Consider the following 15,722-nt stretch of genomic DNA (forward strand, 5'->3'; position numbering starts at 1 on the left):
TAGGCTGCGTTACTGGAACTGTGCCACTGGTTCATGGGCGGTTTTGGCCACTGCCAATGCCTCGGACAGGTCGACCGTCTTACGGAACAGCGCCCGCCCGACCAACGCGCCCGAGATATTGGGAATGTAGGCCAGACGCGAGATGTCGTCGCTGCTGCGCACGACGCCGCTGGCGATCACCGGTGTGCGCGAATGCGCGGCCAGCCCCGAAATCAGGCCCAGCTGCGCCTCGACATCCACCATGTCGCTGTCGATATCGGTGACGAGAATGGCAGCCAGCGGAGCATCGGCAAAAGCTTCGATGAAAGCCTCCGGGGTGAACGCGCTTTGGGTGCGCCAGCCGTCGGTCATCACGTAGCCCTGCCACACGTCCACGGCCAACACGATCTGGTCTGGGTATAGTTTGGCCAACTCTTTGAACAGATGAGGATCACGAGCCGCCAGGGTGCCGATCACGATGCGGCCTGCCCCTTTGTCGATCCAACGCTCGACCTGCTCGCGCGAGCGGAACCCGCCCGCCAGTTGAACAGGCAGCTCGGCGCTGCGGATGATCTGTTCGACCAGCGCAGAGTTCGTGTCCCGCCCCTCGATCGCATCGAAATCGGTCAGGTGCATCCACTCGGCACCTGCGGCGGCCCAGCCTTGGGCCGTTTCCACCGGATCGACATGCCAGATCATTGGTTCGTCCAGACGGCCCTTGTCCAGCGTGACACAGCGGCCGCTCTGCAATTCCATTGTAGGATAAACCCTCATGAGCACACTCCTCCGCTCAATCGTTCCGGATATCCATGATAGCATACTGGTCGCGCGCAGGTTCGCGTTTCTCAGTTTCGGCAAACGACGATCCGTTTGCGGCACCGCAAAAAAAGAAGCGTTTCAGTTCCGGGCCGGAGGGCCGTCGCGTCGAAACAGTTTCACCGGGCTGTCCCGATACTCTGTCTCGCGCAGCAATTTATATCCAAGCTTGGCCGCCAGCTTTTGCGAGGCCTTATGATCCGTGTCAATCATCGACACCAAGGGCCCGGGCATGATCCGGTCGAACCAGTCATGCGCGGCCTGAACGGCCTCGTGCCCGTATCCCAGGCCATGCGCCTCGGGCGCCAACACCCAACCGGCCTCGGGGAAGGTGTCGAAATCCTCTCCCAGACAGCGGTTGCCGTAAAAGAACCCGGCCTGACCTATCAATTTGCGATTCGCCTGCAAGAACACGGCCCATTGCCCGAACCCAGCCATCTGCCAGTGTCCCGCATTGCGCAGGAACGCGTCCCACGCCTCGCCACGGGTACGGGGTTTGCCGCCGATATGGCGCACCACGCAGGGGTCGCGCCAAATCTCCGCGAACCTTTCAAAGTCCTCGGGACGCATTGCGCACATCATCAGGCGCGCGGTGTTGATCATCGGGGCGGATCTTTTCATGCCCTTACCCGGTGTTTTGTTGCCTCATCGCAAACAGTGCAAACCGATTTTCCACGAGGCAAGCGGGAATTCGAGCGGGCAAAAAAAAACGGCGCTTCCGTTGCCCGGAAGCGCCGTTTTCGGTCAAATTCAAAGCGATCAGGAAGCTTCGCTGATGAACTTCACGGCGTCGCCGAAGGTTTGGATGGTCTCGGCTGCATCATCGGGGATCTCGATGCCGAACTCTTCTTCGAAAGCCATGACCAGCTCAACGGTGTCCAGGCTGTCCGCGCCCAGATCGTCGATGAAGGACGCGTTCTCGGTGACTTTGTCCTCTTCAACACCCAGGTGCTCAACAACGATCTTTTTAACGCGATCTGCGACGTCGCTCATGTCTATTCCTCATTCCATTTCAGGGCGGTCTGCCCGGTTCTGCCCTTGCCCGCTCGGGGTGGCCTTGGTTTGCCCGATCCGGGCGGTTTGGGTCCCGGGTCTCCGGGAAAGTAGAAGGCCGACCTGAACGACCGGCCCCTGATTACGTGCGCCGCCTATAGCACAGACGACGCAAGAGGCAAACGCTTTCGCATCTGCCCCTGGCTGCGCCTACAACATGGCCATGCCGCCGTTCACATGCAAGGTGGTTCCGGTAACATAGCCCGCTTCGGGGCTTGCAAGGTACAGAACGGCCGCCGCAATTTCAGATGGCTCGCCCATCCTACCGGCGGGAACTTGCGTCAGGATGCCGGATTTCTGCTCATCGGTCAGCTTGTCGGTCATCGCGGTCGTAATGAAACCCGGCGCGACGGCATTGGCGGTGATGCCACGGCTCGCGACCTCGTAGGCCAGCGACTTGGTCATGCCGACCATGCCCGCCTTGGACGCGGCATAGTTCACCTGACCCGGGTTGCCGGTTGCACCAACAACGGACGAGATGTTGATGATGCGGCCCCAGCGCGCCTTCATCATGCCCCGCAGCACACCCTTGCACAGCTTGGCGGTAGCGGTCAGGTTCACGTCGATCACGCTCTGCCATTCCTCGTCGGACATGCGCATGAAGATGTTGTCGCGGGTGATGCCTGCATTGTTGACCAGAATATCAACGGACCCCATGGCATCGGCGGCCTGTTTCGGCAACGCGGCCACGGCCTCGGGATCACCCAGATTGCACGGCAGGACATGAGCGCGCTCGCCCAGTTCATCCGCCAGCTTCTGCAGCGGTTCGACGCGCGTGCCGGACAGACCAACAGTAGCCCCTGCGGCGTGCAAGGTGCGTGCAATTTCGCCCCCGATCCCGCCCGAAGCCCCAGTGATAAGGGCGCATTTTCCAGTCAAATCAAACATACCGGTATCCTTTTCAAGTGTCCTGTCGGACCAGCTTTGAGTTAGTCGCCTGCCTGCAGCGCTTTTTGAACGTCTTCCGGCGTACCAACGGCGGAGCAGGCCACGGCTCGGTCGATCTTGCGGATCATGCCCGACAGAGCCTTGCCCGCACCGATCTCCCACGCTTCGGTCACACCCTGCGCCACCATGTACTGAACGGATTCGCGCCACCGGACCGAACCGGTGACCTGTTCGACCAGCAATTGCCGGATCAGGTCGGGATCGGTCACCGCCTCGGCGCGGACATTGGCAACCAGTGGAACCGCCGGCGCCTTGATTTCGACACCCGCCAGAGCTTCGGCCATCACGTCGGCGGCAGGCTGCATCAGGGCACAATGGAACGGAGCGCTGACCGGCAGCATCACGGCGCGCTTCGCGCCCTTTTCCTTGGCGATTTCAGCGGCGCGTTCAACGGCGGCTTTGGAACCCGAAACCACGACCTGCGTAGGGTCATTGTCATTGGCAGCCTGGCACACCTCGCCCTGTGCGGCCTCTTCGGCCACGGCGCGAACGGCGTCGAGGTCCAGTCCCAGGATCGCGGCCATCGCGCCCTCGCCCACCGGAACGGCGCTCTGCATGGCTTGACCGCGGGTGCGCAGCAGGCGAGCAGTGTCCGCGACACTCAGCGCGCCGGCTGCGGCAAGGGCCGAGTATTCGCCCAGCGAATGACCGGCCACGAAGGCGGCCCTTGTCACATCGACCCCTTCGGCCTCAAGCGCGCGCATCGCCGCCATCGATGTGGCCATCAACGCCGGCTGCGCGTTCTGCGTCAGAGTCAGGGTCTCGATGTCGCCATCCCAGATCAGGCTGCTGAGGCTTTCGCCCAGCGCTTCGTCCACCTCGTCAAACACGGCCTTGGCGGCCGGATAAGCGTCGGCCAGCGCCTTGCCCATGCCGATGGTCTGGGCGCCCTGCCCCGGAAAAACGAACGCAAGTGTCATTGCAACCTCTTGGATGACGTTAGGTTGCGCCGGGGTGTAAACCGAGTGAGGGTCCGGCACAAGCACTGCCTGCACTCTGCGTGACGGCACCGGGTCTGTGCGCCACACGCTATTGTCTATGTGCGTCACACGGTTACCTTGGCCACAGCAGAAAACCCGGAGCGCAAGATCAATGTCCCTAACCAACACCAATGTCAGCTATGGCAGCGTGACCAAGACATTCCACTGGCTGACCGCATTGTTGATCTTCACCGCCTTGCCCTTGGGGTGGTTCGCCAACAACCTGGCCCATGCAATCTATGACCCGACCATCCCCACCACCGAGGCCGATCTTGCCCAAGCCGCCCGGCTGTTTTCCCTGCACAAAACCGTAGGGATCACTGTCTTCTTCGTTGCGCTGACACGCATTCTCTGGGCGGTCACCCAAACCAAGCCCGGACTGTTGAACGCCGACAACAAGCCCGAGGCCTTTGCGGCCGAGACGGTCCATTGGCTGCTGTACGGGTCCTTGGTTTCGGTTCCGCTGTCTGGTTGGATCGACCACGCTGCTACCGAAGGCTTCGCGCCCATCCTTTGGCCATTTGGGCAGAACCTGCCACTGGTGCCGAAGTCCGAGCATCTGGCCGAGGTGATGGCAACGCTGCACTGGCTTTTCATGCTGGTTCTCGTCGCAGCTTTGACCCTGCACATCGCCGGAGCACTGAAACACCACGTCATCGACAAGGACAGTACTTTGCGGCGAATGTTGCCCGGGGCGTCCGCTGCGCCGGTTCCGCCGGAACAGAAGCACTCGATGGTTCCCGCCGCGGCTGCTGGGCTTGTCTGGGTTGGCGTTCTGTCAGCCGGCCTGCTGACCGGCAGTTTTTCAGACAAGCCAGATGCCGAGGTTGAAACGGCCGAGTTGGCGGCGGTTCAATCGGATTGGCAGGTGGAAGAAGGCGCGCTTGCCATCACGATCACACAACTGGGCAACCCTGTAACCGGTCAGTTTTCAGACTGGACCGCCGCAATCACGTTTGACGACCCTGTCGAACCCGGTCCGGCCGGGTCGGCAGAGGTCACGGTCTCCATCGGCTCTTTGAGCCTGGGTACCGTGACCGATCAGGCCATGGGGGCTGATTTCTTCGACAAGGCGCAATTCCCGACGGCGCAGTTCGAAGCCGAGATCTACAAAACCGAAACGGGGTATGAAGCAAGGGGTCCGCTGACCATCCGCGATCAAACACTGGACGTTGTATTGCCCTTCTCTCTGGACATCCAAGGCGAGACTGCCAAAATGTCTGGCACGATGGATCTCAACCGCCTCGACTTCGGGGTTGGCCAATCGATGCCGAAAGAGGATTCGCTGGCCTTCGCCGTCACCGTGTCGGTCGAGTTGACGGCAACACGCAACGCTCAGTAATCCGACAACACGAAAAAACCGCCGGGGCATTGGCCGCCGGCGGTTTCCCTAGTTCTTAAGCCCGGCTCAGTCGGCCTTCTGCGCCTCGATCGAAATCGCGATGGCAACTTCGTCTCCGACGAAAGGCGCGAACTTGCCCAGTTCGAAATCGCTGCGCACCAGGGTGGTGGTGGCATCGAACCCGGCCCAAGGCTTGCCCGCCATCGGATGCTCGCCGACCTGGTTTAGCTTGGCGTCCAGCACCACTGGCTTGGTCACACCATTCAAGGTCAGATCCCCGGTGATCTTTGCGGTGTTCTCACCCGTCACCTCGATCGAGGTCGAGGTAAATGTCACCATTTCCTCGGCAGTCGCCGCGAAGAAATCTTCGGACATGAAATGATCTTCACGGGGTTTCCAGCCGGTGATCATCTCGACCACGGGCATCGAAACCGTCACGCTCGACGCTGCTGGATCTTCCTGATCAAACATGATTTCGCCCTCGAAACCCGAGAACATGCCGGTGGTGGTCGAAAAGCCAAGATGGTTGTAGCTGAAAACAACCTGGCTGTGGCTCGGGTCCAGAACGTATTTTTCCGGGGCCGCGATGGCCGAGGTCGCCGCCGTGGCAATTGCTGCTGCAATAAGGGTGGATTTCATGACAATCTCCGAAAGTTTTCAAAGCGCAAACCGGTTGGGTTGCTCCAAAACAAAGATGTGCCGCCCATGGGCGGCACACAACCTTCATTCTCTCACAAATTCTGTTCCTCAATGAACAGAATAAAATTCAGGCGAAAATTGTTACGCTTCCGCTGAGTTGCCCTTTCAGCGCTCGGCTGACATCCGCCGATTCCAGCGGCAGCTTCATCAGAAGGCTGCCATCGACTTCAAAGAGTTCAACCTGATCGTCCACGAACCGCGCTCCGCCCAACGTATCGTAGCTGCGGCGCAGTACGGTCTGCGGACGCCCGTTTTCGTTCTTCTGCAGCACCCGAACCTCGCGGCGGATCGGGTCGAAATATGCGTCGGGGCGCGGATCCAGAACCTCGATGGTCAGCAGGCTCACCCCGAGGATCAGGAACATCAGCGACGCGACCAGCTTGATGGTCCAGACATCGGCCCCGATGACCGAACCCGGCATCAGCCACATCGAAAAGGCCGATACGATCAGAAATGCACCCAGCACACGGAACAGGACCAACCGGGCCTTCCAGTTCGGTGCAAAGGAAATAAGCACGGGCACGGATTTGTCGTATGCTGCGCCGGCTGCGGACTGTTGAAATGTGTTCGTGTTCATGACGGCCATCGCTTTTGCCCTGTCCAAGTTTCTTGAGACCCCCCGGGTAACGCCGGGCTTGCAAACAACCTCAAGCCGAAAAGCGTCAGGATTTGGGCAGCCCAAAGGTAATTGGGCGGCGTGAGAAAGGCATTCATGGCAGGGCTTGCCCCCCATCCAGAAACGTGTATACGGGGCCATCCTTCGCAATACGCATGAACCGCGCAGCCTCTCGTGGCAGGGTCGCGAAGGGTTGCTGGCCCCGCCTATGAAATGCGCCTTGATATAAACAGGAGTGAACATGCCACTGTATGAGCATGTAATGATCGCGCGTCAGGATCTGTCCAACGCGCAGGCCGAGGGCCTGATCGAACACTTTGGCACCGTATTGGCTGACAACGGCGGCAAGATCGTCGACAGCGAGTACTGGGGCGTCAAAACGATGGCCTACAAGATCAACAAAAACCGCAAGGGCCACTATGCCTTCCTGAAGACCGACGCTCCGTCGGGCGCCGTTCAGGAAATGGAGCGCCTGATGCGCCTGCATGAAGACGTGATGCGCGTTCTGACCATCAAGGTCGACGAACATCCCGAGGGCCCCTCGGTCCAGATGCAGAAGCGCGATGAGCGCGATGGCCGCCGCGAGCGCCGTTGATCAACGCCTGAGGAAAGGACACCAAACCATGGCCGCAAAACCGTTTTTCCGCCGCCGCAAGGTCTGCCCGTTCTCGGGCGAGAACGCGCCGAAGATCGACTACAAAGACACCCGTCTGCTGCAGCGCTACATTTCCGAGCGCGGCAAGATCGTGCCTTCGCGCATCACCGCCGTTTCGGCAAAGAAGCAGCGTGAACTGGCCCGCGCCATCAAGCGCGCCCGCTTCCTCGCCCTGCTGCCCTACGCCGTGAAGTAAGGAGAGACTGATATGCAAGTTATCCTTCTGGAACGCGTTGCGAAACTGGGTCAGATGGGCGATGTCGTCGACGTCAAGCCCGGCTACGCCCGCAACTTCCTGCTGCCGCAAGGCAAAGCGCTGAGCGCGTCCGAGGCCAACATCGCCTCGTTCGAAGCCCAGAAAGCGCAGCTGGAAGCCCGCAACCTGGAAACCAAGAAAGAAGCTGAAGCTCTGGCTGAAAAGCTGGACGGTCAGCAGTTCATCGTGATTCGCTCGGCATCGGACGCCGGTGCGCTGTACGGCTCGGTCACCCCGCGTGACGCAGCCGATGCCGCGACCGCTGCTGGCTTCACTGTTGACAAGAAGCAGGTCGTTCTGGTCTCGCCGATCAAAGAGCTGGGTCTGCACACGGTTTCCGTCAAGCTGCACCCCGAAGTCGAAGTCGAAATAAAACTGAACGTTGCCCGCTCGGAAGAAGAAGCCGAACTTCAGGCATCGGGCAAGTCGATCCAGGAACTGGCCGCTGAAGAAGAGGCCGCCGCAGATTTTGAAATCGCGGAACTGTTCGACGACATCGGCTCGGCCGCTTCGGAAGACGAAGAACTAGTTGCCGCCGATGCTTCGACCGAGGAAGACGAACCCAAAGCCTGATCCGATCAGGTCGGTTTATCTTAAAGGCCGCGCTGCATTGCGCGGCCTTTTTCTTTTCTACTGGCAATTTTTGGCCGCCGCAGCGCGCCAGACTTGCGACCCGGGGCCACTTTCGTATCATCCAGCCGCGTAACAACCCGGAGAAGTTGCATGGCAAAGGTCCTGCGTCGAATATTGCTTTCAGTGCTTCTGGCTGCCCCGATTGCCGCCTGCAGCGACCCATCTGGCAAAGCGACGAAGGAACAGGCATTCGAGCCGCCGCTCCACCCCAACGAAACGCCCGAATTGCGCGAATCGATCAACAAATGGGCTGATCACTATGAACTGCCGCGGGAACTGGTCCATAAGCTGGCGATCCGCGAAAGCACGCATCGCCCCTGGGCGACGAACCGGCCATATTACGGCCTGCTGCAGATCCTTCCCGCCACCGCTCGTTCGATGGGCTACAAGGGCGACGCCAAGGGGCTTCTGGATGCGGACACCAATCTGGAATACGCGGGCAAGTATCTTCGCGGGGCCTGGATGCTGGCCGACGGCGACCAGCAGCGCGCGATCTTCCTCTATGCAAAGGGGTACTACCCCGAAGCCAAGGCTCGCGGAATGCTGGTTGAAACCGGCTTGCGGTCCGAATAGCGTGAAAGGGGCAATCGACACCTGTTCATACAGCGCTCAATTTGACCGAGAATACCTCACAGGATGAAATAATCCGGAGGTTGTCTGTTGCCATTAGCACTCAATAACTCCATGTGATATGTACAAATGGGTTGCGCAATCTGTTCAGATTGACGCAACGTAGGCTGTGATACGGACAGATACGGCATTTTTCGGGGGAAATGCCGATGGGACAAAGGTTGGACGAGTGAAACTTATTGACTTGGCCACAATTGATCATGATGAACGGTCGGCTTACGACATCATCAATTCTGTCTGCAACGAACTTGGGTTCGACTATGCATCCTATGCGACGACCCATCCCGTGAATGGTGACGTCCAAGGTTACGCAAACTACCCGGATGAGTGGAAGATCCACTACGCCACGCAAGGCTACCATCACCTTGATCCCACCCTGTATCAGTCGGCGCTCAGCATCGCGCCGGTGGACTGGGGCCGTTTCAATCACGACGACAAGTTCAACGCGGTGTTCCGCGACGCTCATGATTTCGGGATCACCGACCGCGGCCTGACGGTTCCGGTTCGGGGACCTTATGGCGAAACTGGCTTGCTCAGCGTGACCAAGGATTGCACGGACGAGGAATGGAAAAAGCTTAAGAAGCACGTGATGGGTGACCTGCAGATGGCCGCGGTTCACGCACATGACACCGTCATGCAATCGGGCCTTTTGGCCAAGGCTCTATACCTTCCGACCCTATCCTCGCGCGAAAAAGAAATCCTGCAATGGGTCGCCGAGGGCAAGTCCCAGCAGGATATCGGAGATATTCTGTGCATTTCGCACCGGACGGTCGAGGTGCACATGCGTTCCGGACGAGAGAAACTGGGCGCACTTACGACCGCCCAGGCGATCGGCCGTGCCATTGGTCTGGGGTTAATTTACCCCGGTTAACAATTAAGGCAGAAAAATACGGGATATCCCCAATAGTCTTGTTTCGAAACTTGGTTAATCTGCTCCTTACGGTAACCAAACTGTAGGGGGATGGAATGATCATCGTTATTGATGGCATCAACCAGCATAAGTTCAAAGACGTCTTGGATGAGATGTTCAAGCTGCGAGCACGCGTGTTCGGGGATCGCTTGGGCTGGGAAGTGAACATCCAGGACGGGCGCGAATTCGATCAGTTCGACTCGCTCAATCCTGCACACGTGGTCAGCATCAACGACGAGGGGGACGTCGTTGGGTGCATGCGCCTCTTGCAGACGACCGGCCCGCACATGCTGGCCGATGTGTTCAGCTCGATCCTTGATGGCGAGCCGCCAATCCGCAGCGCCCAAGTCTGGGAAGCTACGCGGTTCTGTGTCGACACGAAACGGCTCGGCCGGGGACGTGGCAAGAATTCCGTATCCTACGTGACCAGTGAAGTCATGATTGGGTCATTCGAATACGCCCAGGAAGCTGGCGTGCTCGACTCGGTCGCGGTCATTGATCCGGTTATGAACCGGGTGCTGCAACGGTCCGGAAATGCTCCGTACGACTATGTCGGAACGGCCAAGCCGATGGGCAAAGTGGTCGCAATGGCCGCCCTTATGGATTGTTCGGACGAGCGTATCCAATCGATCCGCGAGTATTCGAGCATCGACTACGACGTGTTCCTGACCGACGATCAGGCGCTCGAACTGTTCAATTCGGGTCAGCAAGCCAAGCTTGCACAGGCCGGTGCCGCCAATCTTGACCACCAGCCACTGACCGATCTTGAGAAATACTTCGTCGAGCAGATGCACGCTGCGACGACGAAAGAAGAAGTCCAGGCCGTACTCAAATTGATCGAGAGCCTGTCGGACCGATTCACCCCAGAGCAGAAAACCGCTCTGTTGCAAACCCCCCGTGCTTTTGCTCATGAGGCCTGACCCCCTCACCTCATAAGTCCAAAAGCCACCCATGCGGAGCCGTCCCATTACAGGCGGCTCCGCTCTAATTTATTCAACCGATCCGCCGCTGACGCCATACGTTCCGGTTCTCGGCAGCAACAAAGAAGGCCCTCCGAAGAGGGCCTGTTTTCATTTCATTCTGTCCGGACAATCGCCGTTTGACCGGCCGGGTGCAGCGGCACCCGGACCGACCAGTAAACGCGGCTTATTCCTCTTCGAGGGCTTCGATTGCCTTCTGCAGCTCTTCCTTGCTGACTTCCTTTTCGGTCACTTTGGCCAGCTCGACCACGTAGTCCACAACCTTGTCCTCAAAGATCGGCGCGCGCAGTTGCTGCTGCATCTGAGCGTTCTGCTGAACGAACTCGAAGAACTGACGTTCCTGACCCGGGTACTGACGAGCCTGGTTCATGATCGCCTGGGTCATCTCGGCGTCGGTGACTTCGACTTCAGCCTTCTGGCCCAGCTCGGCCAGCAACAGGCCCAGACGCACGCGGCGCTCAGCCAGTTTGTTGTGCTCTTCGGTCGGCTCGATCTCATCGTGGTTGTGATCGGTCACCTCGGGGTTTTCTTCGTGCCACAGCTGATGTGCGATCTGCTTGGCTTCGGCTTCGACCAGGGTCGGCGGCAGGTCGAACGACACTTTCTCGTCCAGCGCGTCCAGCAGAGCGCGCTTCATCACCGCGCGCGACGCACCCGCGTATTCGGCTTCCAGACGTTCGGCAATCTGTGCCTTCAACGCAGCCAGATCCTCAGCACCAAACTTCTGTGCCAGTTCGTCGTTGATCTCGGCGGCAACAGGTTCCTTCACCTCTTTGATGGTGCAGGTAAACACGGCCTCTTTGCCGGCCAGGTGCTCGGCACCGTATTCTTCGGGGAAGGTAACGGTGACGTCTTTGACTTCCTCGGCCTTCACGCCAACCAGCTGGTCCTCGAAACCAGGGATGAAGCTGTTCGAGCCCAGCACCAGCGGGTAATCCTCGGCCGAACCGCCTTCGAAAGCTTCGCCGTCAACCTTGCCGACGAAATCGATGACGACCTGATCGCCCTCTTTCGCCTTTGATCCCTTGCGGCGGGCTTTGAAATCCTGAGCGGTTTCAGCCAGGTTCTGCAGGGCTTCTTCCACGGCTGCGTCGTCCGCCTTGACGACCAGCTTCTCGAGCTCGACCGATTTCAGATCAACTTCGGGGATTTCCGGCAGGGCTTCATAGGACATTTCGACGTGAACGTCGTCGCCTTCTTTCCAGTCTTCGTTGGTCATTTTGACCTGAGGCTGAAGCGCCGGACGATCACCACTGTCTTCGAAGTGCTTGTTCATCGCACCATCGATGGTTTCCTGCATTGCTTCGCCCAACAGGCGCTGGCCAAACTGCTTTTTCAGCAGTGCCATGGGAACCTTGCCCTTGCGGAAGCCTTTCATCTCGATTTCCGGCTGAGCTTCGATCAGTTTCTCATTGACCTTCTCGTCCAGCTCGGCGGCGGTGACAACGATGTTGTAGCCGCGTTTCAGACCCTCGTTCAGCGTCTCGGTAACCTGCATTCTGGTAGTCCCCATAGGATTCGGGGCGCGCAAAACGGGCGCGCCGGGCAAATTTGACGCCTTCTATTTGCCTAGCCGCCGAAGGGCAAGGGGCAAGGTGCCAGATTGGCCTTGTTTTGCCACCCTGCCCTACAAAAAACGCCCCGGACAGAGCCGGGGCGCCATGAATTCACAACAACATCCGGATCAGAACTTCCAGCGGGCCCCCAGGACCCAAGCTTCGTTCTTGTCAAACGACGTCCCGTCGTTGAAGTCGTGGTTGCGATACTTCAGGTAGGCATCGGTGTTGATGCTGTCGATGCGCTGCACCACTGCGATACCCCAGGACTCGGTGCTGGACCCGTCCGTGTTGAAATCGGAACCATCATAGTAGTCGATGCCGATACCGGTCTTGCCCCAGGACACCCAATTATCCTCGTAGGCGATCTTGGTGTACCAGAAGTTGGGATCGCTTTCGCCCGACACGTTGTTTCGAGTACCGGCAGCAGCGGTGAAGCTGAAGCCGCTGGGCAGCAGTACCGATGCCGAGCCGATCGTGTCTTCACGGTCGCCCGAACCATCGTCGAAATCACGCACCGCATAGGCCACGCTTGCCGCGAACTCGACGCCACCGGCAAAGGTGTTGTTGTAGTTCAGAGCAACGTCGTAATAGTCGTCGTCATCACTGCTGGACAGGATGTTCTGACCATAGGCGAAGCTTGCCGAAAAGCCGCTGAAATCCGGCGTGTCATACCGCACGCGGCCACGACGCGCGCCGTCAAAGTTGCTGCTGGAGTCGCCGACGGTGATGTCGCTGAGGGTTCCGTCGGTTCCGCGGTAGAAGAAGCCCGAGTTTTCATCGTTGGTGAACGAATACAGCGCGGTGCCGACATAAGACAGGTCAGTTTCCGCTGCACCGTCAGACGCCATGCTGCCCTGACCGGCCGAGAATTTACCCCAGCCACCTTTCAGCGCAAAATCCACGTGACGAATGTCTTCCCGGGTCCAGCCGCTGAAATCGGTGCCCAGCTGGTTCCACTCACTGGAGTTCGGCAGACCCAGCGCGGTTTCAAAGCGGAACGTGAACTCGTTCTGGCCAAACGGCTGCATCAGGCTCAGGCCGACGCGGCTGTTGGACAGGTCGTTGTCCAGCAGGCGGGTATCGGTCTCTTGGCCGTCGTCAACCGAGATGATTGCCGGGTTGAACTGCCCATATAGCAGAACATAGCCACCGCTGTTGTTCTCGTATTTCAGCTCTGCCGCGGCGGGGATGGCCGTGGTGGCCGCAAGAACAGCGGCGACTGAGGAGAGTTTGATATTCAATGTCATAGCACTCACCATGAAAGGTTCGGGTTTCAGGTACTGCCCAGATGTTCAGTGGAACTGTCCGGTTCCAGAGGCCCCTACGCCATTCAGCTCGATCATTGCAAATCCGCCACAAAGACAGAGTGACAGCAAAGCAAAATGTCCGTGTTATCAATATTTTAACAACAAACGCATGCAGGCTTCAGACGGCCCGCAAGAGAATTCTGCCATCCGGCCATGCGTTTGGCAAACACTCGCTATGCATTTGCGCAGTCTTGACAGCAAAATCCTGCCGATATTCTAGCCTTGCGCCTTGGGAACACGCAAGAACTTCATATCTGAAGACGCTTGAGCACTCCGGGCAGTTGCTCGGGAAGGTCTTCCGCGATCAATCCCGGGCCAAAAGCGCGCGCGCATTCCACGTGAAGCCAGACGGCGGTTTCGGCGGCATTCAGCGGGTGCAATCCACGTGCCAGCAGCCCGGTCAAAAAACCCGCCAACACGTCGCCCGCTCCTGCGGTCGCCAGCCACGGCGCGGCCCGATCATAGTGGGCTGAATGGATCGAGCACCGACCGTCCGGACCCGCAATCACAGTGTCCGGTCCCTTGAAAAGAACCACGCACCCTGCCCTGCCGGCCGCCTCGCGCACGGCATCAACCTTTGAGAAAGCTGGTCCATCCTTGGGATGTAAGGAAAGCTTGGCCGAGATGTCGGGGAACAGACGGGCGAATTCACCGCCGTGCGGTGTCAGGACGCAGTTTTTATTCAGGATCGCCATCAGTAACGCTGGATTTTCAGCAAACGCCGAAAGAGCGTCGGCATCCAGCACGGTTGGTCTTCCGGACTCTAGCGCCACAGGGACCAGCGATCGGGCCTTGTCCAGGCCCAATCCGGGCCCCAGGCACAGCGCGTTCAGGCGTTGGTCCCGCAATGCAATGGCCAGCCCATCCGCGCCTGCGATCTGCTCAATCATGACCGCGGTGACTTGGCTGGCGACTTCCTGCAATGCGGCGGGAGGGACACCCAGTGTGACAAGACCGGCGCCCACGCGCAACGCTCCGCGGGCAGCCAATCGCGCGGCACCTGTTCTACCTGTGTCGCCTGTCAGGATCAGCGCATGACCGTGGCCGTATTTGTGATGGAAAGCCGATTTCCGCAGATCAGGCAGATTTTCGGGGCCCAACAACACGCTCGGCCGTTGATCTGGCGTTTCTTCAACTGACAGAGCCGGCAGACCGATATCGACAACGGAGATCCTGCCACAGCACTCTGGTCCCTCGGCCAGATAATGGCCCGGCTTTACGGTATGAAACGTCACCGTCAGGTTGGCTGAAACGGCGCAGTCATCGGGGGCAAATCCCTCGGACACCAGACGCCGACCACTGTCCGCGCATAGGCCGCTGGGAATGTCCACACAAACGACACGTGGGTAACCACCTTCCGACTGTGACGCTTTCCACTGGCCCAATTTACGCATTGTGCGGGGCAGCCCTGCTACCGGTCTCGTCAGCCCGGTTCCGAACAAGGCATCAACCGCCAGAACAGTATCCGAACAGGCCGCTGCGTAGGCATCGAGCGCGTCATCAGACAGCCCATGGCACGAACCCATCGCGCACCAGCGCTCATAATTCGCCCGCGCGTCTGCAGGCAACTTCTCGGGGTCGCCCAACAGGAAGAGGTCCACGACCCACCCCCACTCTTTCAGAATGCGCGCAACTACAAAACCGTCGCCGCCATTGTTGCCCGGCCCGCAGAACACAACGGCCCGGCCGGACCCGACCGCGAGGTCAGGCCAGGTTTCAAAGACGGCCTCGACCACACCGCGACCTGCGCGCTCCATCAGTTCCAGGCCGGTGACAAGGCCGGATTCAATTGCGGCGCGTTCAGCCGCCCTCATCTGGGACGAACTCAACAGTTTTGGCATCCGAAACCCTCGCGCGATTCAAATCTGATTACTTTTTGTGCAACTTGCCTAAAAATTGGCCCGCCGCCCAGAATCCCTTCACCAGCAGACGGTCAATTCGGCAATCGCATTGCCGCCCGATCTTAGACGTGATCACTGCCATTCTGACAACCATGCGAGGTGAGCCCGGATGAAAAAGATCGAAGCGATCATCAAGCCGTTCAAATTGGACGAAGTGAAAGAGGCCCTGCAGGACGTTGGTGTCCAGGGCCTCAGCGTGATCGAAGTCAAGGGCTTCGGACGCCAGAAAGGACACACCGAACTGTACCGCGGCGCGGAATATGTGGTGGACTTTCTGCCCAAGGTCAAAGTGGAGGTCGTTCTGGATGCCGATCAGGTCGATGCGGCCATCGAAGCCATCGTGTCGGCCGCCAAGACCGACAAGATCGGGGACGGCAAGATCTTTGTCTCGTCCGTTGAACAAGCCATTCGCATCCGGACCGGCGAGACCGGCTCGGACGCGCTGTAAAACCAATTCT

At 59.1% G+C, this 15,722-nt stretch carries 18 protein-coding genes; 8 read left to right on the plus strand and 10 right to left on the minus strand.

Annotated elements, in window-relative coordinates; all coding sequences use genetic code 11:
• Positions 1 to 9 precede the first annotated feature (9 nt).
• From GOW72_RS07320 to fabD, 5 genes are all read right to left on the minus strand, one after another.
• Positions 10 to 753: a 1-(5-phosphoribosyl)-5-[(5-phosphoribosylamino)methylideneamino]imidazole-4-carboxamide isomerase gene (locus GOW72_RS07320; RefSeq protein WP_170358746.1), complete on the minus strand. Its 744-nt coding sequence runs from the start codon at positions 751 to 753 to the stop codon at positions 10 to 12.
• A gap of 123 nt (positions 754 to 876) precedes the next feature.
• Entirely contained in the window at positions 877 to 1,416 is a 540-nt protein-coding gene (locus GOW72_RS07325) for a GNAT family N-acetyltransferase (RefSeq protein WP_170366317.1), read from the minus strand.
• Positions 1,417 to 1,554: 138 nt separating this feature from the next.
• Entirely contained in the window at positions 1,555 to 1,788 is a 234-nt protein-coding gene (locus GOW72_RS07330; protein ID WP_005982462.1) for an acyl carrier protein, read from the minus strand.
• Between the two features lie 210 nt (positions 1,789 to 1,998).
• A complete protein-coding gene (fabG, locus tag GOW72_RS07335; RefSeq protein ID WP_170338567.1) occupies positions 1,999 to 2,736 on the minus strand; it encodes a 3-oxoacyl-[acyl-carrier-protein] reductase in 738 nt (245 codons plus the stop codon).
• A gap of 41 nt (positions 2,737 to 2,777) precedes the next feature.
• Positions 2,778 to 3,716: an ACP S-malonyltransferase gene (gene fabD / locus GOW72_RS07340; protein ID WP_170366319.1), complete on the minus strand. Its 939-nt coding sequence runs from the start codon at positions 3,714 to 3,716 to the stop codon at positions 2,778 to 2,780.
• Between the two features lie 172 nt (positions 3,717 to 3,888).
• Here fabD and GOW72_RS07345 point away from each other — a divergent pair, with 172 nt between their 5' ends.
• The gene (locus GOW72_RS07345; protein ID WP_170366321.1) at positions 3,889 to 5,118 is read left to right on the plus strand and encodes a cytochrome b/b6 domain-containing protein; all 1,230 of its coding nucleotides are present in this window, start codon (positions 3,889 to 3,891) and stop codon (positions 5,116 to 5,118) included.
• A 66-nt stretch (positions 5,119 to 5,184) separates the two neighbouring features.
• Here GOW72_RS07345 and GOW72_RS07350 read toward each other — a convergent pair whose 3' ends face one another.
• Positions 5,185 to 5,757, minus strand: a complete 573-nt coding sequence (locus tag GOW72_RS07350) for a YceI family protein (RefSeq protein ID WP_170366323.1) — start codon at positions 5,755 to 5,757, stop codon at positions 5,185 to 5,187.
• A gap of 127 nt (positions 5,758 to 5,884) precedes the next feature.
• Positions 5,885 to 6,394: a hypothetical protein gene (locus GOW72_RS07355; protein WP_244952357.1), complete on the minus strand. Its 510-nt coding sequence runs from the start codon at positions 6,392 to 6,394 to the stop codon at positions 5,885 to 5,887.
• A 280-nt stretch (positions 6,395 to 6,674) separates the two neighbouring features.
• Here GOW72_RS07355 and rpsF point away from each other — a divergent pair, with 280 nt between their 5' ends.
• From rpsF to GOW72_RS07385, 6 genes are all read left to right on the plus strand, one after another.
• Positions 6,675 to 7,028, plus strand: a complete 354-nt coding sequence (rpsF, locus tag GOW72_RS07360; RefSeq protein ID WP_093962413.1) for a 30S ribosomal protein S6 — start codon at positions 6,675 to 6,677, stop codon at positions 7,026 to 7,028.
• A 28-nt stretch (positions 7,029 to 7,056) separates the two neighbouring features.
• Positions 7,057 to 7,284: a 30S ribosomal protein S18 gene (rpsR, locus tag GOW72_RS07365; protein WP_005608650.1), complete on the plus strand. Its 228-nt coding sequence runs from the start codon at positions 7,057 to 7,059 to the stop codon at positions 7,282 to 7,284.
• 12 nt (positions 7,285 to 7,296) lie between these two features.
• On the plus strand, positions 7,297 to 7,917 hold the full coding sequence (gene rplI / locus GOW72_RS07370) for a 50S ribosomal protein L9 (RefSeq protein WP_093962414.1): 621 nt from the start codon (positions 7,297 to 7,299) through the stop codon (positions 7,915 to 7,917).
• Between the two features lie 150 nt (positions 7,918 to 8,067).
• A complete protein-coding gene (locus GOW72_RS07375; protein ID WP_170363218.1) occupies positions 8,068 to 8,550 on the plus strand; it encodes a lytic transglycosylase domain-containing protein in 483 nt (160 codons plus the stop codon).
• 226 nt (positions 8,551 to 8,776) lie between these two features.
• A complete protein-coding gene (locus GOW72_RS07380) occupies positions 8,777 to 9,478 on the plus strand; it encodes a helix-turn-helix transcriptional regulator (RefSeq protein ID WP_170338055.1) in 702 nt (233 codons plus the stop codon).
• A 95-nt stretch (positions 9,479 to 9,573) separates the two neighbouring features.
• Positions 9,574 to 10,437 carry an acyl-homoserine-lactone synthase gene (locus GOW72_RS07385; RefSeq protein ID WP_170366325.1) on the plus strand — a complete coding sequence of 288 codons (864 nt, stop codon included), beginning with the start codon at positions 9,574 to 9,576 and terminating at the stop codon, positions 10,435 to 10,437.
• A 226-nt stretch (positions 10,438 to 10,663) separates the two neighbouring features.
• On the opposite strand, the gene tig is transcribed toward GOW72_RS07385, so the two are convergent.
• The 3 genes from tig to GOW72_RS07400 form a co-directional block, all read right to left on the minus strand.
• Positions 10,664 to 11,995 carry a trigger factor gene (tig, locus tag GOW72_RS07390; RefSeq protein WP_170340026.1) on the minus strand — a complete coding sequence of 444 codons (1,332 nt, stop codon included), beginning with the start codon at positions 11,993 to 11,995 and terminating at the stop codon, positions 10,664 to 10,666.
• A gap of 186 nt (positions 11,996 to 12,181) precedes the next feature.
• Positions 12,182 to 13,303, minus strand: a complete 1,122-nt coding sequence (locus GOW72_RS07395) for a porin (RefSeq protein ID WP_093962418.1) — start codon at positions 13,301 to 13,303, stop codon at positions 12,182 to 12,184.
• A 308-nt stretch (positions 13,304 to 13,611) separates the two neighbouring features.
• On the minus strand, positions 13,612 to 15,204 hold the full coding sequence (locus GOW72_RS07400; RefSeq protein WP_170366327.1) for an NAD(P)H-hydrate dehydratase: 1,593 nt from the start codon (positions 15,202 to 15,204) through the stop codon (positions 13,612 to 13,614).
• Positions 15,205 to 15,373: 169 nt separating this feature from the next.
• On the opposite strand from GOW72_RS07400, the gene GOW72_RS07405 reads away from it, so the two are divergent.
• A complete protein-coding gene (locus GOW72_RS07405) occupies positions 15,374 to 15,712 on the plus strand; it encodes a P-II family nitrogen regulator (protein WP_093962420.1) in 339 nt (112 codons plus the stop codon).
• Positions 15,713 to 15,722: the final 10 nt, after the last annotated feature.

The organism is Ruegeria arenilitoris (assembly GCF_013032855.1).
Lineage (GTDB): Bacteria > Pseudomonadota > Alphaproteobacteria > Rhodobacterales > Rhodobacteraceae > Ruegeria > Ruegeria arenilitoris.